Origin of the sequence: Pontibacter fetidus, assembly GCF_010119545.1 — a bacterium.
In the GTDB taxonomy this organism is placed as follows: Bacteria; Bacteroidota; Bacteroidia; order Cytophagales; family Hymenobacteraceae; genus Pontibacter; species Pontibacter fetidus.
Map to the genome: position 1 here is coordinate 95,646 of NZ_JAAEAA010000009.1, position 22,792 is coordinate 118,437.

Below are 22,792 nucleotides of genomic sequence, written 5' to 3' on the forward strand. Positions count from 1 at the left end.
AAGAGTTAATAAAGTTAGAAAGTTATAGTTTGCAGAGACGCAATATTTAGCGCTTTTTACTTCAGGATATCAGACCATCAGACATTTAACAGTCAACAACCGACAATCAACGTGTTTCGCCTTTTCAAAACGCCTTACCTGATGAAAAAACTATTGCCCGGCTACACCTGGCACCGGGAGGCGACAGGCAAAAATTTATACCTCACGTTTGATGACGGACCAATTCCGGAAGTAACACCTTTTGTGCTGGAGCAACTGGCACAATATAAGGCTAAAGCTACCTTTTTTTGTGTGGGCGAAAACCTGGAAAAGCATCCTGAAATAGCGCTTCAGATTTTAGCTGGCGGCCATAAACTAGCTAACCATACCTATAACCACTTAAAAGGCTGGCAAACATCTTTAGAGCAATACCTGCAAAACGTGCAGCAATGCCAGTACATCCTGCAAACTATAGTTCCGGCCGCACCACAGGAGAAGCACCTGTTCCGTCCGCCATACGGCAGAATAACAGGTAAACAGGCAACCGCTTTGCGTACAACTTACGAGCTGATTATGTGGGATGTGCTCACCAACGATTACGACGCTACCTTACAACCCGACCAGTGCCTGAAACAAAGTATAGCTAAAACCCAACCTGGCAGCATTATCGTATTCCACGACAGCCTGAAAGCAGAACGAAACATGCGCTATGCCCTGCCACGTTTTCTGGAGCATTTTGCCGGGCTTGGCTATACTTTCGAGACGTTATGATCTTATCGGTCATCTATTTTATAGTTTACTTCTCTATTTTCCTGGCACTGCTGTACTTGTGGGTCTACAACCGGAAAAGCTATAGTTTACAACCTGTAGTGCAACCTCGTATCAGCATATTAATTGCTGCCCGCAACGAAGAGCACAGCATCCTGCGCTGCCTTACTGCTATCGAAGCGTTAAACTACCCTCATACTAAAATTGAAGTGCTCATCGGCGATGATGCCTCTACAGACAATACCCGCGCTATAGTTGACGATTTTATAAAAGACAAACCAAACTATAGATGCATAACTATTACCAAAACTATAGGTAATGCCCGCGGAAAAGCCAATGTATTAGCCCAACTTACCAAACTGGCCACTACCGATTATTTCTTTTATACCGATGCCGACATTGCCGTACCCAAAAACTGGATACAAGCTATGCTGGCCGAACTGAAGGAAGATATAGGGGTGGTAACCGGCGTTACAACTATAACCGGCAACCACTTTTTCCATAAAATGCAGGCCCTGGATTGGGTATACTCGCTGGGGTTGGTGCAGGTGGTGGCAGATATAGGGTTGCCGGTTACGACAATGGGTAACAACATGCTGCTGCGCCGCGAAGCTTACGAACAGGTGGGTGGCTTCGAAACTATAAGATTCTCGATAACCGAAGACATTGCCATTTTTAACGAGATACTGCACAAAGGCTGGAACTTCCGGAACATTTATACCCGAAATGCGCTGGCACTCTCGTTGCCGGCGGCCAACTTTGTGCAGTACATAAACCAACGCAAACGCTGGATGAGTGGCTCTATGCACCTGCCGCTTTACATGGCCGTTATCTTTGTACTACATGCGGCTTATTACCCGGTGCTTATCCCGTTTTTTGCCTATACTTCGGTGGCGGTAATGGGTGGCATCTTTTTGCTTAAACTTATCTTCCAGAGTGTATTCGTGCATATTTGCCTGCACCGGCTTAACCTGGCTGTACCGTGGCATTACTACATCCTTTTCGAACTATACCTGGTTGTATCATCCGTTATGCTGATCATCTACTTCTTTATGCCTTTCAGGACCGTCTGGAAAGGAAGAAAATATTAGAAGTTAAAAGTTAGTGAGTTAAAGAGTTTGTGAGTAATTCAATTGTAATCCAGTTCATCCTTCCAAATCCTGAAAATCCTGATTCAGACAATCAGCAATTAAAGCTAACTTGCAGCTTTAATTTGTGTTACCCATCGGCTTTAAGCTGATGATAATCTATAGTTGAGAATGAAGTTAGTTGATTCGCACGCACATATTTATTCCGAAGAGTTTAAGGATGACCAGCCAGCCGCTGTTGCTAAAGCCCGTGAAGCAGGCGTAGAGAAGATCTACATGCCCAACATCGACCACACCAGTATAGATGCGATGCTGGAAACCGAAGCCGCTTTTCCGGGGACCTGCATACCGATGATGGGCCTGCACCCGACCTATGTAAAAAAGGATTTTGAGCGTGAACTATACCTGGTGGAAGAGTGGCTTAACAAGCGCGAATTTGCGGCAGTAGGGGAGTGCGGTATAGACCTGTACTGGGATAAAACATTTTTGCCGCAGCAACAGGAAGCCCTGAAAGTACAGCTGGAACTGGCAAAAAAGCATAAGCTACCCATCGTATTACACACCCGCGACTCTTTTGATGAAACGTATGAACTGGTTGCTGCTGCCCAGGACGGAACATTGCGCGGAATTTTCCATTGCTTTTCGGGTACGCCGGAGCAAGCTGCTAAAGTAAAAGAGCTAAACTTTTTGATGGGTATTGGCGGTGTGGCAACCTTTAAAAATGGCGGACTTGATAAGGTGTTACCGCACGTGTCGCTGAATGATCTGGTACTGGAAACCGACTGCCCATATTTAGCTCCGGTGCCTCACCGTGGCAAACGCAACGAGCCGGCTTATATTCCGCTGGTGTTAAAACGTGTAGCCGAATTAATGCAGAAAACTGAAGAAGAAGTGGCAGAAATCACTACTATAAACGCCCTGAACCTGTTTAAACTATAGTTATGCAAACGGTAAAAGTCCACATCGATACTGCCGCACCCGACGACCCGGAAGCATCTATCCTGATCATTTATACCGGCGGAACTATAGGAATGGTGTATGATGAGAAAGCACAGCACCTGGTACCATTCAATTTTAACCAGGTACTGGAGAAAGTGCCTGAGCTGAAGCAGTTCAATTACCTGCTCACGGTTATTAGCATCGAACCCGTCATCGATTCGTCGAACATAACCATAGATGACTGGCTGATGCTGGCAAAGCTGATAGAAGAGAACTATAACGATTACGACGGGTTTGTGGTGCTGCATGGCACCGATACGATGGGCTATAGTGCATCGGCGCTGAGTTATTTGCTGGAGAACCTGCAGAAGCCGGTGATCTTTACCGGAGCCCAAGTGCCCATTGGCTTGATACGAACCGATGCCCGAGAGAACCTGATCACAGCCTTACAGATAGCTGGAACCAAAGCCCATGTTAAGTGCCGGGTGCCGGAAGTGAGTATTTTTTTCCATAACCTGCTGCTGCGTGGCAACCGCGCCAAAAAAGTAGAAAGCAGCCACTTCGATGCGTTTAAATCCGAAAACTACCCACCGCTTGCCGAAGCCGGTATCAGCATCGATTTTTACGATGAGCACATTTTGCCTTGCCCTTTGCAGCCGCTTAAAGTGCATCATGCCTTAAACCCGAATGTGGTTATATTAAAACTCTTCCCAGGTATAACAGAGCAGGTAATTAAAAGCATTTTGCATACGCCGGGGTTAAAAGGCGTAGTGATAGAAACCTTTGGCTCAGGTAATGCGCCAACATCAGAGTGGTTTCTGAAACTGCTGCAAGAAACGATAGAGCGAGGCGTGTACATCCTGAACGTGAGCCAGTGCGACGAAGGCCGCGTAGACCAGGGCCGCTACGAAACCAGCAAGTACCTGTTAAATATGGGCGTAATTGGCGGGGCCGATATTACTACCGAAGCGGCTATTACCAAAATGATGTTTGTGCTGGGTATGGAGCTACCGAAAGAGGAAACTATAGCATTGCTTTCAGAGAATTTGCGCGGCGAAATAACCCTGTAAAACAGCGAAAGTATAACCCAGCTATAGTTTGCAACTATAGAATTTAAAAGTGTATCTTTGCACGCAATTAGAGAGCTGTCCGAGTGGTCGAAGGAGCACGCCTGGAAAGTGTGTATACCCCAAAAGGGTATCAAGGGTTCGAATCCCTTGCTCTCTGCCGAAGCGTAAAAAGCCTCGTTTATGAAAAGTAAACGGGGCTTTTGTTTTTATTTTCCGGGCGCAGGTATTGGCGGCTAACACAGGGTATAAATCCCGGGAAAAGCTGCCAATTCAGAAAAATACTTTACGTAAGAATATATTTTCGGGTTATAGTTCAAGTATTTTGCGTAACTGCTGCGTATTAGTGTTCTATGATTCTGCAACGCGCTTTAATTTCCGAAACGGTCACCAACGATCATACCCTCTATACCATCCGTTATAGCGAACCTCTCAGCTTAGTTGAAGTTAACTGGAATGGGTTAATCACTTCAAAAGGTTTACAGGCAACGATCACGCATTTGCTTAAGGTGATAGAAGAAAAACAACCCCGTTTTTTGCTTGCCGATACCCGCCTTTTAAATGGACTTGGAGTAGAAGATCAGACCTGGATCAAGAACTCTTTTTTGCCGGAATTAAGCAATTCATCTATAGTTAAGTTTGGCCGCATTACAGAGCCGGATGTTTTCAGCGAAGCCATTATCGACAGTTTTCTGAGTTATGTACAGTGCGAAGCAATCTTTGGCTGCATCATGAAATCATTCCCGGACCGCGAAGCTGCTTTGGACTGGTTTTACTGCTAACCTTAATGCCTTGTAAAACAAAAGCCCTGCAGCGGCTACTACAGGGCTAATTGTTTAACACAAACAACCAACAACTAATTTACTATTATAATCGGGCTTACCTGTAAGCCATAAGTTCTGTTTGCTAAGAGCGCATAAACGTTTGCTGCGGATAGCACTGCGAAAAATCGGAAACCCCCACAAAATACCCTCCTATAAAAATGCCTGCCCCGGTATTTACAGCTTCCTCACACGCATAATAATCAATCACGCCGCCATCTATCGTTGCAAATTCCATCAGGTCATCGGGTTGCAGCGAAATGTTTAAACCTGCTACAGGTACGTTTGGCTGTCCAAGGCAATCAGATTCTTTCAGGATGCTATAAGTTGAGTTCATACAGCGTGTCTTTTAGTTTGATTGAAACAATATTACGAAACAACTATACTTGACAACAGGAAATCTAATGCAAGATTATAACTTGTGTAAAACCAAGAAACTACTGTATGTATTTTTTCTGGGGTAAGTTGAAACCAGCTATTAGCGCCAGGTTTAAAAGGATTTAAAACGCGAAGTAGGGGCGTATCAGAAAGTGTAGTGCAATATAGCTGGTTAAAATAAAGCGCAAAAGTAACATTTACTGCCTTGCTCTCCCCTGTGTTATATGCACTAAATGGTAGCTGCAAACCTGCAAGGCCAGTACGGTTAGCGCCAAAAAGCCTCCCGGAAAAGCTACCAGCCACCACGCACCCAGGTTAGACCGTATGCCAGCTATTGTTCTGCCCCAGCTCGGCAAGTCAGCTGGTAGCCCTATTCCTAAAAACGATAAGGTAGACTCTATGGCCAGTAAGCTCCCAACGCCAAACACAAAAGCCACCACTACCGGGCTTAAAAGGTTAGGAACGGCTTCTTTAAAAATGATCTGCCTATGCGTCATACCTACAGTTGTGGCAGCTTCTATAAAGGGCAATTGTGCTATGCGCAACATTTCGGCACGGGCAAGACGGGCAGTCCCCGTCCAGTAGGTACAGATAAAAATTACCGAAAGTAACATAACCGACGGAGGCATGAAGGCGGCAACACTAATAAGTATAAGTAACCTGGGCAGGCTGGAGATAAGTTCTATAGTTCGGAGTGTAAGGCTATCCAGCGGAAACGCAACTTGTCTGCTGCAAAAAGAAAAACGAGTTATTACTGGCTTTATCCCAAACCAGGCAATGCCGCTTAAACCCACGCCTACCAACATAGATGTATAGCTCAGTTTGCTTGGTAACCCGTTTGAGAACAATTGCAGCGGCACTATAATGTTGTAGTATAGCAATAGTGACAGGCAGCACAGGAGTACCAGTAAGGACCCGCGTTTTAAGTATTGTTTGTTGTTGCCAAAATACCCTGCCAGCACGCCCACACTGACACCTACCAACGACGCAATAGCCATAACAGGCAAGGCCAGTAGCAAACCGTTCCGGGCACCATATAGTGTATTTACAAGCACATCTCTGCCCAATTGGTCGGTGCCCAGCACATGGTATTTATTATTAAAAGGTGCCAGAAATACATTTTCAAGGTCCAGTTGGTCGGGAGTAAAAGGTAGCGGAATAAATGGCAGCAAAGCTATAGTTATACCTAACCCAGCCAGGTACAGCAAGGCCAACCTGAAACTCCATTTGGTTTGCCAAAGATGTGCTATGTCCTGCAGCAATGCTTTCATTTCTGATTATGACGTATTCTGGGGTCAGCCAGCGCATACAGGATGTCGGCAACTATATGAGAAAGCATTTTAGCGATGGCAATAATTACTACAATACCAACTATAACCGGGAAATCGCGGGCTAAAACACTGGTAACTAGCAGCCTGCCGACACCCGGAATAGCAAATATAGTTTCGATAACAACTGTACCGGCAACCAAGGCAGGCAGCATATCAGAAAGTACCGTGATAACAGGCAGTAGGGCATTCCGGAGGGCATGTTTAACGATGACCTGGTTTTGTGGTAACCCCTTTGCCCGCGCAGTCCGGATATAATCAGCCTGCAGTGTCCCTTTTAAAGAAGTGTACAGGTGATTGGTTAAGTAAGGCAGTTCCGCCAGCACCAGGCATATGATAGGCAGTACCAGGTGAGGTAAATTAACTATAAACGACATAAAACCTGATTGTTCGCCAGCATGATGATAACCCAAACCAAAAACGGGGAAAAGTTGCAGCGCGTCCGGGTTGGCAAGCAACAGCAGTAAAAGCAAGCCAGTTAAAAATACCGGAAAGCTATCCAGCAAAATTAAGAAGCTCAGCAACACGCGCCGCCGTTTAACGGCCCTATCCTGAACAATGCTTACACTAATGAGTAATGCCAGAACTATAGTTAACGCCATACTTATAAGCAATAGCCAAATGGTGTTTCCCGCTGCCTCCCAAAGGATCTCCAATACAGGACGCGAACTTGCAAAAGATTCACCTAAACTTCCGGTAAATAATGCAGCCGCCCAAATGTGGTACTGGTTTTTAGTGCCGTTCCAGGTCAGGTCGGGGAGGAGGTAACTATAGTTGGATGTTGCCTGGCTAGTTGCCAGAGGGGCAAAAGTAACATAAAACAGGGGCAGGTGTTGATTGGTTCGGGCTAATAACTGCTCGTGCGCGGCGTTTCTTTGCTGCTGCGATCCTTTACTGTAAAATCCTTCTCCGGCTTGCGAAATCTGCTCCTGTCCAAACGTGCCGGGCAATACTCTGCTTAGTAAAAAGATAAGCGTTACCATAACCCATAGCGTGGGTATAGTATACAGCAGTCGCCGGAACAGGTAGCGCAGCATAAGTATGGCTACTATTGTTTAAGCTCGAAAGCGCTTACGTCGTAATTCGGCTTGAGGCCAGATATTTTAGCATTGCCAAAGCGCTTGTGTATAGCTATGCGCTCTTTCTGATAATATAATGGTATAAAGGTGGCCTCTTCCTGCATCACTTGCTGTAGCTTTTTCAGGTGCAGCGCTTTTTGTTCCGGGTTAGGAGCTGTGTTTATAGCCTGTAGCAAGGCATCACTTTCAGCATTGCCGAAACCGGTATAGTTGGTGCCGCCTTTTTCAGCGAAGGAAGTATGCAACAAGGCAGTAAAGTTAAAAGCAAACGGGTTACCGGTTAATGTCCTGAGAAATACTTCGAAATTATGTGCTTTCAGGTTTTGGTTAAACAGGTTGCCTTCCTGTGCTTCAACCTGAACGGGTATATTTAGCTTAGCGGCACTTTGCTGAAAAATAAGGGCCGAAGACTCCAGTACCGTATTGCCGGCTTTGTAACTGATAGCGATAGTTAATGGTTGCTCTTTGCCGTTTATAGTCCTGAACCAGCCATTATTACGTTCCTGCCAGCCAGCTGCCTGCAACAATTGTTTTGCCTTGGTAACATTAAATGCATAGGGTTTCAGGTTTGTGTTATAGTAGGCTGTAACGTTAGGAGGGATGATGCCGACAGTAGGCGTGGCATACTGCTGCTGCGTTACTTTTATAAAGTTGGCAACATCCAGTAAATAAGCAATGGCCTGTCTTGTTTGCTTGTCTGAAAACTTTGGGAGCCTGCTGTTTATACCCACATAAACTGAACTATAGGACTGAGGCGTGTGCAGCTCGTAATTCTTTAAAAAGTCTTTGTTGCTTTTTAGCTTGTCAAATTCAAGGGCGGCAATATCGCTTAGCACATCCAGTTGCCCGTTTTTAGTAGCGAGCAGGGCTGTTGTGTTGTCGGGTATTACTTGCAGCGTAATGCGCTTAGGGTTTGCTGTCAGGTTTGATGCCTTAGCTTCTTTGCCCCACCAGTTCTTCTTTTGTTTAAGTGTAAGGGTTTGGCCGGGTACCCATTTCTCTAACAGGTAACCGGCGCTGCCTTGTAGTGTTTGTCCGTTGTTATTAAATGCCGGTGTATTAAACCAAGCCGCAAAAGCCTTCACGTTTTTATTGTTTTCTAGCTTGGAAAGGCTGTCCGTAAATGCGGCTACCGGAATTGATTTTAATAGGTTCTCCGGGTCAAATAAGTAAGCAGGCAAAATAAAGAAATCCCCGGAAAGCAGTTCCATTTCAGGTGTAAACCCGTCGCAAACCAGCGTAAACCTCCGTTTATTTTCTTTGTCCTGTATCAAGTCACGGATAAACGCAACCTGTGGTTTCATCATTTCATTTTGTACCAGCGGTGCTTTCAACACCTTCAGCGTAAAGGCAATGTCATCTGATGTTACGGGCGATCCGTTTGTCCATTCAGCTTCTTCCCGCAACTCATAGGTTATAAGAGTTACGGAATCTTTTTGCTCAATTAAAGGCAGGCTTTTAGCCAATACAGGTTTCAGTTGATCGTCTTCCAGGTCAGCGCCCAGCAGGCTATGAAATAGAAGGTTAATAACCTGTAACCCGTTAGAGTCGCTATAGTTTACCGGGCTTAGCGTTTGCGGATCTGAACTCAGTCGTACCCTTACCTCATCCGGCTGTCGCTGGGGTTGTGAGCAAAACGATAAGAAAATTGCTAAACTATAAAGTAAACGGTGAACCTTGCGCATCTGAAATTAACTTTGGCTAAAAGTATTGATGAGCAAGATAAGGAAAAGGAAAGAATACTATTTAGAATTAGTTTCCCAATTTCCAGTGCCACCATCAGTTTTAATCATCATTTCCTTCTTGGCTTTCTCGTCTTTTGCCTTCTGATCAGCCAGTTCTTTTTCCGTGCTAACGCCACCAATTATAGTTGCTACTTGCAGTATTACAGCTATTATTATTTCTACCATGATTTTATGTTATTTTATAGTTTTCGTTTTTCAAATATTTATTAATGATTGCTAAAAGCCAAGGAATATTTTTTATTGATAGTAACTAGGATATTTTTATAAAAAAATATGTAAGTTGCTAACAAAATGTTGTTCCGGGTGAATGCGTTCTGATTTACTTAAATGAAAATCTCTCTTTTATAAAGAGAAAGTAACATTAGTTTTTAGGCTAGTATTGATTTAAATAAAATAATTCTTTAATAAGTCTGATAGTATTTTCCAGTTTTATACATTATCATAACAATAGCTATTTTTTATTAACAAAACAAGTTGCTGCATATGCAGGAAATCCAACAGATCTTAAAAGTTATTGTAACGTCTTCTTCAAAAGGTTATTTGAGTAACTATTTACTGAAGGGTAAAAGTCTCGAGAGTAATTTTATAGGGGGAATTATCCATAATGAATTTAACAGTGATGGAGAAGCTGCGCTAAAGTTATACGGTACAGACCAAAGCGATGTACGCTATAAAATGTTAAAATATAGAGTTAAGAAAAAATTATATAACTCGCTTTTAACTATAGAAATAAACAATAATGATCTGGCATTTCAAAAGGAAGTCGAATGTACCCGTCTATTGAATATTGCCCGAATATTACTAAGGCAGGCAGAACATCAGCTTGCTATTGGGCTTTGTTCTAAAGTCATCAGTATTGCTAAGGAATATGAGTTCAATGAACACCTGCTAAGTGCATACGAAATAGAAATAGCGGCGCTTACTAACCAAACTTCTCTAAAGGTGTTTACAGAAAAAAGAAAACAATACTTAGAGAAATTAATTGTTGTAAATCTTGAGAAAGAGGCAAATGGATTGCACCAGCTTGCAAAAGCACATCTTAGGGGTACAGTTAAAGTAAGAAAAACGTTAGTAAAAGAATTGCCCGCTATAATTAACCGGCTAAAGCAAATAGTAACAGAAGCAAATACATTTGAAACGTTTTTATCCTTATATGTTACATCAATTCTCTATTATGAATTGATCGGGAATTTTAGTGAAATAATTAAAATTACAGAAGATGCAGTTAATAATTTAAATAAGGGTAAAACCAATGCAGCTAGGTTTGATATTAAGTACAATGCTTATATATTAATTTATGCTCACTTACGAACAAAGGAATATGCAAAAGGTCTCGTATTTGCAAACGACTTTTATAATTTATTTAAGCCAACAACAAGGAACTGGTTTGCATATATGGAGAACTACTTCCTTTTAGCCGTGCACGCCAAGCAGTATGAGTTGGCCTCAGTCCTTTTACATCGCGTAAGGAGTAACACAAGTTATGGGATTATTAAAAATAATGCTAAAGAAAGATGGCAGTTGTTTACGGCGTATCTATTCTTTATAGCACCTTCTTCTCCCGTACTGGAAGGATTTAATTATCAGAAATTTATTACATCAGTAACAGAGTATAGCAAAGATAAGCAGGGCTTTAATGTCGCTATACTTATACTTCAGTTTATGTACTATTTAAAGAAGGGCGACACTGAGGGGTTACTGTATAAAATTGAAAGTCTAAAAAAATACATACTTACCCACCTGAAAGATACCTTTAGTTTAAGGAGTAAGCTGTTCCTTAAATTATTAATGTTAACTGTAACAGAAGATTATGATGCACAGTCCTGCCGTGTTAAAGGGGCCAAATACTATCAAAAACTGATTGAAACCCCAACCCCAGGTGATGCCTATGCCGAGATTGAGATTGTGCCATATGAGCACTTATGGGAACTGATACTGGAAACAATGCCTAAATAAGCCTATTTATGGATGAGTTAAAAAGGCTTATTGATATATTGGAGCGTAAGGGGAAAGGTTCTGCCTCAGCTATACTTAATTACGCTGACCATACAAACCTTGAGACACAGTTATATCAGTTAGCTAAGGATGATGAACTAAAAGAAGAGTCATTTTTTGTTGAGCAGTTATATAGTACGCCGGATAAAGCCGGGGCATATAAGATGCTCAAATCGAGGGTTAAGAGGAAACTGTATAACCAATTACTTTTCTTAGATACAGATAACCCAAAACTTGTAGACTTAATTGGAAGCATTAAACTTAAATGCCGGAAAATTTTATATCAGGCAGACAGCCTTAGACGGCTCGATGAATCTGTATTGTCAGAGCAGCAGCTCAAAAAAGCGTTAACAATTGCACAGGATGCCCAGCTTGTAGAACACGAGATTGATGGTTTAGAGCAGTTAAGAATCTTATTAGCAGAGAAAAAATTCAAAAGAAAAGAGTTTGATAAATGTACAGCTAGGCTAGATAAGCTTTATCAAATACAGGAAATAGAAAGGGCCTCAGATAAGATATATTACGACTTCCGGTTTAATATAAAGTTTGGAGTAGAGACAAACTATAAGTTAAAGCAAAAATTGTTAGGCTATGTGAACGAGCTTCAAAACTATTGGGAAGCCACTAATTCTAATATGGTCTTTAGAAGATATCACCAGCTAAAAATGTTTTATTATGAAATGGAAGGGGACTTTGATTCATATATTATTTACTTAAAAAATACATTTTTACTTTATAACTCCGGTAAAATACATCATTTATACTTTTCAGAAAATTTTAATAAGTATGTACTAGTCTTCGCTTATCTCAGAACTCAGAATTATATAGAGGGACTGAAGGAAGCTGAAGAGTTAAAATACAGAATAGAGAATGGCACGAATAATTGGTTTATGCACATGGAAAACTATTTCTATTTGGCAGTACATTCTAAAAATTATCATGAAGCAAATAGCATTCTTACAGAGGTAGTAACAAACAAATATTTTGCTGAGCTAAAGCATGTTGCCCAAGAGCGTTGGATACTATACTCCGGGTTTTTTAATTATTTAACGGGAGGCACAGTTAAAATAAAGAATAATAAAAAATTAAAATACATACCCCAGGACAAGAAAGGATATAATGTATGGGCACTTATACTTGACTGTGTGCTGGCTTTAGATAAAAAGCAGGCTGACCTGATTGAACGTGAAATTGACCGTTTGCGCAAGTTTATACCCAGTTACCTGGTGGATAAAGAAGATGCCCGTACCAAGCTGTTCCTGAAGTTGCTGCAGGTAGCAGGCAGAGAGTATTCGGATGCTAAAGTTTGCAGGCGAAAAGGTGCCTACCTGTTCAATAAGCTGCAGAAAACACCAGTTCCCGGCATTGCTTACGCCGAAACCGAGATCGTACCTTACGAGCATTTATGGGAGCTTATACTTACAAAAATGTAAAGCCAAAAGTAGCAAAACTATACTTTATAGTTACAAACAAGTAACATATAGTATATTTTTAATACCTTGATGCATGCAAAAGAACAACCCTACAATAACCAACGCCTGGTGCTTTTACGACTGGGCAAATTCGGTTTACTCGCTGGTTATTACCTCCACTATATTCCCTATATACTATAGCGCTGTTGCTACTAACCCCGAAACCAAATCAACGATAGTTAACTTTCTGGGTTTTAACCTGGAAAGCTCGGTGTTGTTCTCGTATGCCGTTTCAGGGGCTTTTTTGATCATAGCCATCTTAAGCCCGTTCCTAACCTCCATTGCAGACTATAGTGGCCGTAAAAAGCTGTTTATGCAGTTGTTCTGCTACCTGGGTTCGCTATCGTGTGTGGGGCTATACTTTTTTACCCGCGATACCTTTACGTTTTCGGTCATCTTGTTTGTGCTGGCCTCCATTGGGTTTAGCGGTAGTATTGTTTTCTATAATGCTTATTTGCCAGAGATTGCGACAGAAGACCAGTTTGACAAGTTAAGTGCCCGTGGTTTTTCGATGGGGTACATAGGCAGTGTGCTGCTGCTGATCTTTAACCTGGCCATGATTCTGAAGCCGGAGTGGTTCGGTATTGCTGCCGAAAACAAAAGTCTGCCACCGCGTATCGCCTTCCTTACAACCGGCCTGTGGTGGTTTGGCTTTGCACAATACTCGTTCTACCATTTGCCAGGCAACGTGTATAACCGAAAACCACAAGGCAGCTGGATACTGAATGGCTTTAAAGAACTGCAGAAGGTGCTAAACCAGGTAAAGCAACTACCCATGCTGAAACGTTTTCTGCTGGCTTTCTTTTTTTACAACATGGGTGTGCAGACGGTTATGTATGTGGCTACCATTTTCGGGATAGAGGAACTGCACCTGGAGGACAGCGCACTTATTTTAACTATACTTATCATACAGTTGGTAGCCATAGCGGGGGCTTACGCATTTGCATTTCTGTCAGGTAGGTTTGGCAACATCCGGGCGCTTATAGTGGCCGTTGTTATCTGGATAGGCATTTGTGTGGGGGCATACTTTATCCGGGGCGAGCTGGACTTTTATGTGCTGGCAACTGTAGTGGGTACCGTGATGGGCGGCGTACAGTCCCTTTCCCGATCAACTTATTCTAAATTAATTCCGGCTACAACTATAGATCACGCTTCGTTTTTCAGTTTTTATGACGTTACTGAGAAAGTATCTATAGTTTTAGGAACGCTGGCTTATGGGTTGGTGGCACAACTTACCGGATCCATGCGCAACAGTATTCTGGCACTGATCATCTTTTTTGCTCTTGGTTTGATTTTGTTATCGATGGTGCGATGGAAGCGGGCTATAGCTGCGCAACAGGAGTTAAAAGCTAATGCAGTCTAGTAAACTATTGTTCGGAGATATCAACGCTTGCCCTAGCTCATCTCACGCGAGTGTGTGATACCAGCGTACGGTGGTCGCGTTAAATATAGTTTATAATTTTACTTTATACTGCTCAACTATAGCTGCGCAATGTGGCGTGTGGCGTGGCGCCACGGGTGACTCACACTTGCGGGACGCGGGAGAGATCGAAAGAAACTATAGCTTATTTATAGTCTCTAAAAAAGAAAGCCGCTGCAAATTCTGCAGCGGCTTTTTATAGTTGATAGTTAATGCTTATTTTTTGTAAACCTGCTTGCCATCAACATAGGTGTAAAGTACCTGCAGGTTACGCATTTTTTCCGGGGCAACTGTCATCAGATCATCTTCCAGTATCACAAAATCAGCGAACTTTCCGGTTTCTATACTTCCTTTTTCGTTCTCTTCAAAAGCTGCCTTAGCTGCCCAGATCGTCATGCCACGGAGCGCTTCTTCACGGGTAAGTGCGTTCTCCATCTGGAAACCGCCGCTTGGGTAATTTTTCGCATCCTGGCGGGCAACTGCCGCATGGAACGTATAAAGCGGGTTAATATGCTCTACCGGGAAGTCACTGCCCAGCGGTATCCAGCCGTTTTGTTGCAATAGTTCCTTAAAAGGATAAGCATGTTTTAAACGCTCTTTGCCCAATCTGTCGCCGGCCCAGTACATATCCGACGTAGCATGCGTTGGCTGCACCGATGGTACAATGCTATACTTGCCATACTTTGCCATGTCTTCCGGGTTCACAATCTGGGAGTGTTCTATTCGCCAGCGTTTGTCATTTTTGCCACCCAACACTTCGCCATAAATATCCAGTAATAAACGGTTCGTAGAGTCGCCGATGGCATGCGTGTTCATCTGGAAATCAGACTTCGCTAACGTTGCAGCTATGTTTCTGAATTCCGCCTCAGTAGATAACAGGAAACCATAATGGCCAGCTTTGTCGTGATAAGGTTTGATCAGGGCAGCTCCACGAGAGCCCAGGGCACCATCGCCATAGATCTTAAACGAGCGGACATTTAGTCTGTCAGTTTTATAGATACCGTTTTTCAGGTAGTAATCCAGGTTTGGTTTGGTTGGGTTCAGCATCACGTACACGCGCATCTGTAGGTCGCCACTTTTGTGCATGGCGTCCATCAGGTCGGCAGTGCTTTTGTCCAAGCCCGCATCAGCCAACGACGTTAAGCCAACTGCAAAGCAATTTTCCTGCGCATTTTTCAGTGCCTGGCGTTGTTCTTCTTCAGTCGCTTCCGGAATTTTAGCCGATACCAGGTCTATGGCATTATCAACCAGGATGCCGGTCATCTTGCCGTTTTTTACCTCTACCAGGCCGCCTACCATTTTAGTAGTTGGTTTTATACCTGCCAAATCCAGCGCTTTTTGGTTAACGATAGCTGCGTGGCCATCTACACGGGTAAGTATAATAGGCGTGTTCGGGAAAAGGACGTCCAGGGTATCCTTCGTCGGGAATTCCTTAACTGCCCAGTCGTTCTGGTCCCAGCCGCGGCCGGTTATCCATTCAGTGTCCGGGTACTTTTCGCGCTGTTCAGTTACCTTCTGCACCACTTCCTTAAACGACTCCGTACCTACCAGGTCAGCTGACTGTAGCGATAAGCCATAACGATAGAAGTGGGAGTGGGCATCGTTAAAGCCCGGGTAAATAGCTTTACCCTGCGCATCCAATTCTTCAGTGGCTTTATACTTGCTCCTGATTTCCTCTGATGTTCCTACGGCCAGTATTTTTCCATCTTTTACAGCAAAAGCTTCCGCTTTGTCAAACGTATCGTTTACTGTATAAACCGTACCATTATAAACAATTAGGTCGGCTGTTTCAGATTGGGTTTTGGTATTGGTGCAGCTGCCAAGCAGGGTGGAGCCTAGCAGAATAGCTGCAGCAAATGAGCGTAGTGTGTTTTTCATCAACTATAGTTTACTCGAAACGCATGTGTTTAACAGACTCCCCGGAATTTTGTAACTCTATCAGAGAATCTATACCTATACTCAGGTGTTTTTCGACATAAGAAGAGGTTACCAGTTTATCGCTGGCAGATGTTTTCACACCATCCGGTGTCATCGGGTTATCAGAAACCAGTAGCAAGGCTCCGTGCGGAATCTCGTTAACGAAACCAACTGTAAAAATGGTAGCCGTTTCCATATCGATGCCCATGGCGCGTATCTGGCGCAGGTAATCTTTAAAATCTTCGTCGTGCTCCCAAACGCGGCGGTTAGTTGTATAAACAGTACCAGTCCAGTAATCCAGTTCATGCTTTTTGATCATAGAAGATACGGCACGCTGCAATCGGAACGAAGGAAGTGCCGGAATTTCAGGTGGTAAATAGTCGTCTGAGGTACCTTCGCCGCGGATGGCTGCAATCGGAAGTATAAGGTCTCCGAGTTGGGTTTTTCTTTTCAGGCCACCGCACTTGCCTAAAAACAGCGCCGCTTTAGGTTTGATAGCTGATAACAGGTCCATGACAGTGGCTGCCATAGCACTACCCATACCAAAGTTTATAATGGTGATGTTATTGGCTGTAGCAGTTTGCATCGGCTTGTCCAGGCCGTTTATTTCCACTTCAAAGCGGTCAGCAAACATGCGTACATAGTTTATAAAATTTGTAAGCAGGATATATTCCCCAAACTCATTTAACGGCACTCCGGTGTAGCGGGGAAGCCAGTCGTTTACGATCTCTTCTTTCGTCTTCATAATTTAAATATACTCAATTAGATATAAAAAATCCGCCTTGGCAGCTGGTGCTACGGGGGCGGAGCGTCAGAAAATGGCTAACTTGCAGCATGGATGCTCTTAATCTGCCACCATTCGAACACAAAATTACTAAATCCGGGGATAATTATCTTATTTTTGATATACTCCGCCGGAAGAATATAGTTCTAACCCCTGAAGAATGGGTACGGCAACATTTCCTGCATTACCTTATAAACGAGCTGGGTTATCCTAAAAGCCTCATCAGTATAGAACGCGGCACCAACTATAACAAACTCCAGAAACGCACCGACCTGTGTGTGTATGATAATAGCGGCAACCCTCTTTTGTTGGTTGAATGTAAAGCTGCTTATGTGCCTGTTACGCAGGATGTGGTAAAACAGGTATCGGTCTATAATCAAACTATAAAGGCTAAGTTTATAGTTATTACAAATGGTTTAGACCATTACTGCTGGCAGGTAGATTTTGAAACAAGACAGTTTCAGCCGTTGCAGGAAATTCCAGTTTATAATCAGTTATAGTTGGTCTTTGTCATTTCGAACAAAGTCGAGAAATCTTAATTTTCCTATAGATAGAGGTTATAGTTCTTACTTTGTCATTCCGAGCATAGCCGAGTAATCTTATATGTCCTATAGTTAACTCTAGTAGCGACCGGCACCAAGCTATCCTTCTATAGTTACAACCAATCCTGGGAGCTCTACTTGCCTATAGTTCTATAGTTAGCTTTGGTTCCCTCACGGCCGGGAGGCCCCGTCTTTGGGCATCGCGCTGCTTTCGCTTCCATTGCTCGTACCTCGCAATGCCTGGCGGCACCGGAACCTCTCGAGGCGCTCAACCCAAAGACTGCGATCTTTCTACTATTGACCTCTATCTATATTTGTACTTCTAAGCTTCGACTTTTATCATGGCTATAGTTTCGTAGGGACAGGTCGCGACCTGTCCGCCTCTTGGACAGCAACTATAGAATTATACTTTCAACTATAGCTAAAGCAGACACTCCCTCTCCTGTTAGGAGAGGGCCGGGGTGAGGTAAATTAGCACCTATGAAACTATAAACCCAACTATAGCCAAGACAGAAAATTCCCCTCTCGGGAGGGGTAGGGGTGGGTTAACCGTAAACTATAGCCTGGACGCTAACAGAAGCTGCGCACACTTTAAGGTCGTGAGGGCACGGGTTTTCTTTAAAAATCCTGTTTATCCAAATTAATCCTGCAGATCCTGATTCAGATAAACAAAAAGGCCTTCCAGATTTATTCCGGAAGGCCTTTAACTATAGTTCTGTTATACTTATAGTACAGCAGCTACTTCAGTATACTCTAAGCCGAAAGCTTCAGCAACACCTGGGTACACAACCTTACCATTTACTACATTCAGACCTTTCTTCAGCTCAGTGTTATCAGCGCAAGCCTGCTTCCAGCCTTTGTTAGCAAGTTGTACAGCGTAAGGTAGGGTAGCGTTTGTAAGCGCCTGTGTAGACGTGAACGGAACAGCACCTGGCATGTTAGCCACGCAATAATGAACCACATCATCAATAATAAAAGTAGGGTTCTCGTGTGTCGTTGGCTTACAAGTCTCGATGCAACCGCCCTGGTCAACTGCAACATCAACCAATACAGTGCCTGGCTTCATAGTTTTCAGCATGTCGCGCGTGATCAGGTTTGGAGCCTTAGCACCAGGTATCAATACCGCACCAATGATCAGGTCATGTGTCTGCACAAGCTCACGGATCGTGTATTCATTTGACATCTGCGTTTTAACGTTGGCAGGAAGAACATCGTCCAGGTAACGCAGACGTGCAAGGTTAGTATCAAGTATAGTTACATCAGCACCCATACCGGCAGCCATTTTAGCAGCGTTCGTACCAACCACACCACCACCAAGTATCAACACTTTAGCAGGACGCACACCTGGTACGCCTCCTAATAGTATACCACGGCCTTTCAATGGTTTCTCCAGGTATTTAGCACCTTCCTGTATCGACATACGGCCGGCAACTTCTGACATTGGCACCAATAGAGGCAGGCTTCTGTCAGGGCGTTCTACTGTTTCGTAAGCAAGGCAAACAGCCTTACGCGCGATCATAGCGTGTGTAAGCGGCTCGTAAGATGCAAAGTGGAAGTACGTGAACAGCAACTGATCTTCTTTGATCAGGTTGTATTCAGACTCGATAGGCTCTTTTACTTTGATGATCATCTCAGCAATAGCATATACTTCTTCTATAGTTGGAAGTATAGTTGCGCCAGCTTTTGTATAATCTTCGTCAGCAAAACCGCTGCCTTCGCCGGCAGTAGCCTGTACGTATACGGTGTGGCCGTTACGTACCAGTTCGTTAACACCTGCAGGCGTTGCACCTACGCGGTTTTCATTATTCTTGATCTCCTTTGGAACACCAATAATCATGTCGGTCTATGTTAAGTTTTTGATAAGCTTTAGTATGCTGTTTTTAGCTGCGCAAATATACCATTAACTTCAGGTAATAAAAACAACAATTACACATAGAAAGACACCGCCGTAGAAAGCCGGAAAATTGCACCGGCAACTATAGCCGAAACGAAAACAGAAAGGTATAAAATGAAAAAAGGCAGCGATAAAATCACTGCCGTTAGTACAAAATAAAACTATGAAAAAAACTATCTGAAAGTTCCGGCTGTTCGCCTTCCCTTACATATTTCTATTAGCCAGGCCCTCTACTACATTTGCTTTTAATGTTAGCCTGAGGTTTGGCATTACTATATCGTTTGATAAAACGGTTACTTGCTCGATTTGCTCCTGTAACACAACAGGAATGTATCTAAGTTCCAAAACTGCTTGCTCTCCCGCTTTTATCGCAGGCTTCGATACTCTGTAGCTCACGCAGTTGCATTTGCTTTGTACTCCCTGCACTACCAGGTCCTGCTGACCTGTGTTTTTTATTATGAATTTGGCTACCGCTTTTTGTCCTTTTTCAAGTTTTCCAAAGTTGTAGTTTGTGCTCCCAACTGCCAAACGCGGCGACATTAATTTTTGTTCCTGCGTATAACTGGTTTTCAAATCTTTTGGGCCAACATTACCTTTTATGTAGATAATCGTGTTTGGCGTTTTCGCATTTGATGTAACCGAAATAGACTTATGGAACGGTCCTGGTCGGCCAGCACTGTTATAAACGGCTTTTATAACACCTGTTTTTCCGGGCAATATCGGCGTTTTGGTCCAGTCAGGGGAGGTACACCCACAAGATGGCTGCACATTAGCAATAACCACCGGCTGATCTCCCACGTTCTTAACCTTAAATTCAAAAGTTGCCTGCGTTCCCTCAGCTATCGTACCAAAATCATGTGTTACCTTTTCAAAGGTAAGCTCTCCCTGGGCATTGGCTCCGAAACTAACCAGCAATAAGGTTAGCAACGCAATAATGTATATGTTTTTTCTCATTTCAAAAAAATTGAGAAGCAAATTAACGTAAATAGTGTCTGATTATTTTTCAGAGCAAAACAAAGATAGCAAATCTTTTACAAAACGGGTTCCAATAGCGTGCCAAATTTAGTGAAGGAAGGGCTTAGTTTGAAGTTTAGGCTAATGTTCTGTACTTTTGAATGAAATTATACCACAAGTATATACCTGATATAACATGCAAACTGCTGAAGTATCTATAACTCAAAAATTAACAGCTGAAGAAATACTTCAGGATTATCGCACAGGTTGGGAGAGCCGCCAGGCAAGCCTTGCAGGCCGCAAGGAGGTGTTCATGGGCAAAGCCAAGTTTGGTATCTTCGGAGATGGTAAAGAGGTAGCACAGCTGGCAATGGCCAGGTTCTTTCAGAACGGTGACTTCCGTTCGGGCTATTACCGCGACCAGACATTTATGTTTGCCATTGGCGAACTGACACTACAGCAATACTTTGCACAATTATACGCCCACACCGATGTAGAGGCAGAGCCCTCTACAGCTGGCCGCGCCATGAACGGCCACTTCGGCACACGTTCGCTGGACGATGAGGGGAACTGGAAAAATTTAATGGAGCAGAAAAACTCCAGCTCTGATATTTCGCCTACAGCCGCCCAGATGCCACGCCTTGTTGGTTTGGCTTATGCATCTAAACTATACCGCCAGAACCCGGAATTGCAGCAGTTACAGCAGTTTTCGGTAAACGGTAACGAGGTAGCTTTCGGAACTATAGGTAACGCCTCTACTTCTGAAGGCATGTTCTTCGAAGCCATAAACGCCGGTGGTGTGTTGCAGGTGCCAATGCTGGTTTCGGTCTGGGACGATGGCTATGGGATTTCGGTGCCAGCTGAGTACCAGACTACCAAAGGAAGTATATCTGAAATTTTAGCCGGTTTCCAGCGCAATGCAGAAGGGGAGCAGGGTTACGAGATATTTAAAGTAAAAGGCTGGGATTATGCCGCCCTTTGCGAAACGTACGAAGCAGCCGTGCGTGTTTGCCGCGAGCAGCATGTGCCGGTACTGGTACACGTAGAAGAAGTAACCCAACCTCAGGGCCACTCTACATCAGGCTCGCATGAGCGTTACAAATCTAAAGAAAGACTGGAGTGGGAAGCTGAGTTTGACTGTTTAAAGAAGATGCGTGAGTGGATACTGGCCAACGGTATTTCCACTACAGAGCAGCTTGACCAGATCGAAAACGAAGCGAAAGAGGCTGTACGAGTTGCGCGCACCAATGCCTGGACCGCTTTTGATACGGGTATAAAAGAAGATCACGCGGTAGCATTACAGTTATTAGATAACCTGGCAGCTGCCAGCGAACACATTACCGAAATAGCAACTATAACCGAAGAGCTTCGCAAAGTAACCGTACCTATCCGCAGCGATGCAGTTAGGGCCGTGCGTAAAGCCTTACGTTATGTACGCGATGAACGAAACGCCGCCAAGCGCGAACTGGTAGGTTGGTTAGAGCAAACGATAGGTGAAAACGCAGACCGTTTCAATTCATACCTGTATAGTCAGTCTGAAGAATCGGCGTTATTGGTAGAAGAAGTAAAACCTGAGTTTGATGAAAATTCTCCGGTAGTAGACGGCCGCGAAGTGTTACAGGCAGCTTTTGATGCCATACTTGCCCGCGACCCGCGTGTGTTTGCCATTGGCGAAGACGTTGGTAAAATAGGCGACGTAAACCAGGCTTTTGCCGGCTTACAGGAAAAGTATGGCGAACTGCGCGTTACGGATACCGGTATCCGGGAGTGTACGATCATTGGTCAGGGTATTGGTGCTGCCTTACGTGGACTTCGCCCTATCACCGAAATTCAGTACCTGGATTACCTTTTATATGCCATACAGATCCTGAGCGATGATGTGGCCTGTTTGCAGTACCGTACAAAAGGTGGCCAGAAAGCACCGCTTATAGTTCGTACACGCGGTCACCGCCTGGAAGGTATCTGGCACTCTGGTTCTCCAATAGGTATGATCCTGAACAGCATCCGGGGCATGCACGTGCTGGTTCCGCGCGACATGACGCAGGCTGCTGGCTTTTATAATACACTACTTAAGTCTGATGAGCCTGCACTGGTAATCGAGTGCCTGAATGGTTATAGATTAAAAGAGCGCATTCCGAATAATATTGGGGAGTTTACGGTGCCACTGGGCAAGCCTGAGATCCTGAAAGAAGGCTCGGATGTAACGATTGTTACCTATGGCTCGATGTGCCGCATTGTAATGGAAGCTGCCCGCCAGCTGGAAGAATTCGGTATATCAGCAGAAGTGATAGATGTGCAGACGTTGTTACCGTTCGATATAGAGCATGTGATTACCGACTCTATCAAGAAAACAAACCGTGTGCTGTTTACCGATGAAGACGTACCGGGTGGAGCAACAGCGTTTATGATGCAGCAGGTGGTGGATGAGCAAGGCGCCTGGAGATGGCTGGACTCGAAGCCGCAGTGTTTAGCTGCACAAGCGCACCGTCCGCCGTATGGTTCTGATGGCGATTACTTCTCAAAACCAAATACCGAAGACGTATTCGAGGCGGTGTACGACATCATGCACGAAGCTGATCCGGAAAATTTCCCGACGATTTACTAAATACTAAGTTTAAACCA

General features: G+C 43.9%; 19 protein-coding genes and 1 tRNA gene. 11 read left to right on the plus strand and 9 right to left on the minus strand.

The window, feature by feature from the left end; translation table 11 throughout:
* Positions 1 to 141 precede the first annotated feature (141 nt).
* The 6 genes from GWO68_RS08680 (at position 142) to GWO68_RS08705 (ending at position 4,623) form a co-directional block, all read left to right on the plus strand.
* On the plus strand, positions 142 to 750 hold the full coding sequence (locus GWO68_RS08680) for a polysaccharide deacetylase family protein (RefSeq protein WP_162346098.1): 609 nt from the start codon (positions 142 to 144) through the stop codon (positions 748 to 750).
* Complete coding sequence (locus tag GWO68_RS08685) at positions 747 to 1,838, plus strand: glycosyltransferase (RefSeq protein ID WP_162346043.1); 1,092 nt, start codon at positions 747 to 749, stop codon at positions 1,836 to 1,838. Before GWO68_RS08680 ends, GWO68_RS08685 begins: the two co-directional genes overlap by 4 nt.
* Before the next feature lie 168 nt (positions 1,839 to 2,006).
* Positions 2,007 to 2,774 (plus strand): TatD family hydrolase, encoded by a 768-nt coding sequence (locus GWO68_RS08690; RefSeq protein WP_162346044.1) that lies wholly within the window; start codon positions 2,007 to 2,009, stop codon positions 2,772 to 2,774.
* A gap of 2 nt (positions 2,775 to 2,776) precedes the next feature.
* Positions 2,777 to 3,844 (plus strand): asparaginase, encoded by a 1,068-nt coding sequence (locus GWO68_RS08695; RefSeq protein ID WP_162346045.1) that lies wholly within the window; start codon positions 2,777 to 2,779, stop codon positions 3,842 to 3,844.
* Between the two features lie 69 nt (positions 3,845 to 3,913).
* A tRNA-Ser gene (locus GWO68_RS08700) sits at positions 3,914 to 4,001 on the plus strand.
* A 193-nt stretch (positions 4,002 to 4,194) separates the two neighbouring features.
* Positions 4,195 to 4,623: a hypothetical protein gene (locus tag GWO68_RS08705; protein WP_162346046.1), complete on the plus strand. Its 429-nt coding sequence runs from the start codon at positions 4,195 to 4,197 to the stop codon at positions 4,621 to 4,623.
* 124 nt (positions 4,624 to 4,747) lie between these two features.
* Here the strand turns inward: GWO68_RS08705 and GWO68_RS08710 are convergent, their stop codons facing one another.
* The 5 genes from GWO68_RS08710 to GWO68_RS08730 all read right to left on the minus strand — a co-directional run bounded on the left by GWO68_RS08710 (position 4,748) and on the right by GWO68_RS08730 (position 9,357).
* Positions 4,748 to 4,999 (minus strand): hypothetical protein, encoded by a 252-nt coding sequence (locus GWO68_RS08710; RefSeq protein WP_162346047.1) that lies wholly within the window; start codon positions 4,997 to 4,999, stop codon positions 4,748 to 4,750.
* Between the two features lie 238 nt (positions 5,000 to 5,237).
* Positions 5,238 to 6,311, minus strand: a complete 1,074-nt coding sequence (locus tag GWO68_RS08715; protein ID WP_162346048.1) for an ABC transporter permease — start codon at positions 6,309 to 6,311, stop codon at positions 5,238 to 5,240.
* Positions 6,308 to 7,405 carry an ABC transporter permease gene (locus GWO68_RS08720; protein ID WP_162346049.1) on the minus strand — a complete coding sequence of 366 codons (1,098 nt, stop codon included), beginning with the start codon at positions 7,403 to 7,405 and terminating at the stop codon, positions 6,308 to 6,310. Before GWO68_RS08720 ends, GWO68_RS08715 begins: the two co-directional genes overlap by 4 nt.
* 11 nt (positions 7,406 to 7,416) lie before the next feature.
* Complete coding sequence (locus GWO68_RS08725) at positions 7,417 to 9,132, minus strand: ABC transporter substrate-binding protein (RefSeq protein ID WP_235942000.1); 1,716 nt, start codon at positions 9,130 to 9,132, stop codon at positions 7,417 to 7,419.
* 57 nt (positions 9,133 to 9,189) lie between these two features.
* Positions 9,190 to 9,357 carry a hypothetical protein gene (locus GWO68_RS08730; protein WP_162346050.1) on the minus strand — a complete coding sequence of 56 codons (168 nt, stop codon included), beginning with the start codon at positions 9,355 to 9,357 and terminating at the stop codon, positions 9,190 to 9,192.
* 318 nt (positions 9,358 to 9,675) lie between these two features.
* Between GWO68_RS08730 and GWO68_RS08735 the strand changes: the two genes are divergently transcribed.
* The 3 genes from GWO68_RS08735 to GWO68_RS08745 all read left to right on the plus strand — a co-directional run bounded on the left by GWO68_RS08735 (position 9,676) and on the right by GWO68_RS08745 (position 14,022).
* A complete protein-coding gene (locus GWO68_RS08735; RefSeq protein ID WP_162346051.1) occupies positions 9,676 to 11,148 on the plus strand; it encodes a hypothetical protein in 1,473 nt (490 codons plus the stop codon).
* 8 nt (positions 11,149 to 11,156) lie between these two features.
* Positions 11,157 to 12,620 carry a hypothetical protein gene (locus tag GWO68_RS08740; protein ID WP_162346052.1) on the plus strand — a complete coding sequence of 488 codons (1,464 nt, stop codon included), beginning with the start codon at positions 11,157 to 11,159 and terminating at the stop codon, positions 12,618 to 12,620.
* A 73-nt stretch (positions 12,621 to 12,693) separates the two neighbouring features.
* A complete protein-coding gene (locus GWO68_RS08745) occupies positions 12,694 to 14,022 on the plus strand; it encodes an MFS transporter (RefSeq protein WP_162346053.1) in 1,329 nt (442 codons plus the stop codon).
* 273 nt (positions 14,023 to 14,295) lie between these two features.
* Here GWO68_RS08745 and GWO68_RS08750 read toward each other — a convergent pair whose 3' ends face one another.
* Positions 14,296 to 15,957, minus strand: a complete 1,662-nt coding sequence (locus tag GWO68_RS08750) for an amidohydrolase (protein ID WP_162346054.1) — start codon at positions 15,955 to 15,957, stop codon at positions 14,296 to 14,298.
* A 10-nt stretch (positions 15,958 to 15,967) separates the two neighbouring features.
* Entirely contained in the window at positions 15,968 to 16,741 is a 774-nt protein-coding gene (locus tag GWO68_RS08755) for an AMP nucleosidase (protein ID WP_162346055.1), read from the minus strand.
* A gap of 89 nt (positions 16,742 to 16,830) precedes the next feature.
* Between GWO68_RS08755 and GWO68_RS08760 the strand changes: the two genes are divergently transcribed.
* Positions 16,831 to 17,280, plus strand: a complete 450-nt coding sequence (locus GWO68_RS08760) for a type I restriction enzyme HsdR N-terminal domain-containing protein (RefSeq protein ID WP_162346056.1) — start codon at positions 16,831 to 16,833, stop codon at positions 17,278 to 17,280.
* A 766-nt stretch (positions 17,281 to 18,046) separates the two neighbouring features.
* Here the strand turns inward: GWO68_RS08760 and ald are convergent.
* Positions 18,047 to 19,159, minus strand: a complete 1,113-nt coding sequence (gene ald, locus GWO68_RS08765) for an alanine dehydrogenase (protein WP_162346057.1) — start codon at positions 19,157 to 19,159, stop codon at positions 18,047 to 18,049.
* A 261-nt stretch (positions 19,160 to 19,420) separates the two neighbouring features.
* Positions 19,421 to 20,170: a DUF1573 domain-containing protein gene (locus GWO68_RS08770; RefSeq protein WP_162346058.1), complete on the minus strand. Its 750-nt coding sequence runs from the start codon at positions 20,168 to 20,170 to the stop codon at positions 19,421 to 19,423.
* Positions 20,171 to 20,366: 196 nt separating this feature from the next.
* Here GWO68_RS08770 and GWO68_RS08775 point away from each other — a divergent pair, with 196 nt between their 5' ends.
* Positions 20,367 to 22,775 carry an alpha-ketoacid dehydrogenase subunit alpha/beta gene (locus GWO68_RS08775; RefSeq protein ID WP_162346059.1) on the plus strand — a complete coding sequence of 803 codons (2,409 nt, stop codon included), beginning with the start codon at positions 20,367 to 20,369 and terminating at the stop codon, positions 22,773 to 22,775.
* Positions 22,776 to 22,792: the final 17 nt, after the last annotated feature.

Excerpts from the sequence above, each read along its gene's own strand:
- GWO68_RS08680 (WP_162346098.1), top strand. The coding sequence starts at position 142 with ATGAAAAAACTATTGCCCGGCTACACCTGGCACCGGGAGGCGACAGGC.
- GWO68_RS08685 (WP_162346043.1), top strand. The coding sequence starts at position 747 with ATGATCTTATCGGTCATCTATTTTATAGTTTACTTCTCTATTTTCCTG.
- GWO68_RS08690 (WP_162346044.1), top strand. The coding sequence starts at position 2,007 with ATGAAGTTAGTTGATTCGCACGCACATATTTATTCCGAAGAGTTTAAG.
- GWO68_RS08695 (WP_162346045.1), top strand. The coding sequence starts at position 2,777 with ATGCAAACGGTAAAAGTCCACATCGATACTGCCGCACCCGACGACCCG.
- GWO68_RS08705 (WP_162346046.1), top strand. The coding sequence starts at position 4,195 with ATGATTCTGCAACGCGCTTTAATTTCCGAAACGGTCACCAACGATCAT.
- GWO68_RS08710 (WP_162346047.1), bottom strand. The coding sequence starts at position 4,999 with ATGAACTCAACTTATAGCATCCTGAAAGAATCTGATTGCCTTGGACAG.
- GWO68_RS08715 (WP_162346048.1), bottom strand. The coding sequence starts at position 6,311 with ATGAAAGCATTGCTGCAGGACATAGCACATCTTTGGCAAACCAAATGG.
- GWO68_RS08720 (WP_162346049.1), bottom strand. The coding sequence starts at position 7,405 with ATGCTGCGCTACCTGTTCCGGCGACTGCTGTATACTATACCCACGCTA.
- GWO68_RS08725 (WP_235942000.1), bottom strand. The coding sequence starts at position 9,132 with ATGCGCAAGGTTCACCGTTTACTTTATAGTTTAGCAATTTTCTTATCG.
- GWO68_RS08730 (WP_162346050.1), bottom strand. The coding sequence starts at position 9,357 with ATGGTAGAAATAATAATAGCTGTAATACTGCAAGTAGCAACTATAATT.
- GWO68_RS08735 (WP_162346051.1), top strand. The coding sequence starts at position 9,676 with ATGCAGGAAATCCAACAGATCTTAAAAGTTATTGTAACGTCTTCTTCA.
- GWO68_RS08740 (WP_162346052.1), top strand. The coding sequence starts at position 11,157 with ATGGATGAGTTAAAAAGGCTTATTGATATATTGGAGCGTAAGGGGAAA.
- GWO68_RS08745 (WP_162346053.1), top strand. The coding sequence starts at position 12,694 with ATGCAAAAGAACAACCCTACAATAACCAACGCCTGGTGCTTTTACGAC.
- GWO68_RS08750 (WP_162346054.1), bottom strand. The coding sequence starts at position 15,957 with ATGAAAAACACACTACGCTCATTTGCTGCAGCTATTCTGCTAGGCTCC.
- GWO68_RS08755 (WP_162346055.1), bottom strand. The coding sequence starts at position 16,741 with ATGAAGACGAAAGAAGAGATCGTAAACGACTGGCTTCCCCGCTACACC.
- GWO68_RS08760 (WP_162346056.1), top strand. The coding sequence starts at position 16,831 with ATGGATGCTCTTAATCTGCCACCATTCGAACACAAAATTACTAAATCC.
- ald (WP_162346057.1), bottom strand. The coding sequence starts at position 19,159 with ATGATTATTGGTGTTCCAAAGGAGATCAAGAATAATGAAAACCGCGTA.
- GWO68_RS08770 (WP_162346058.1), bottom strand. The coding sequence starts at position 20,170 with ATGAGAAAAAACATATACATTATTGCGTTGCTAACCTTATTGCTGGTT.
- GWO68_RS08775 (WP_162346059.1), top strand. The coding sequence starts at position 20,367 with ATGCAAACTGCTGAAGTATCTATAACTCAAAAATTAACAGCTGAAGAA.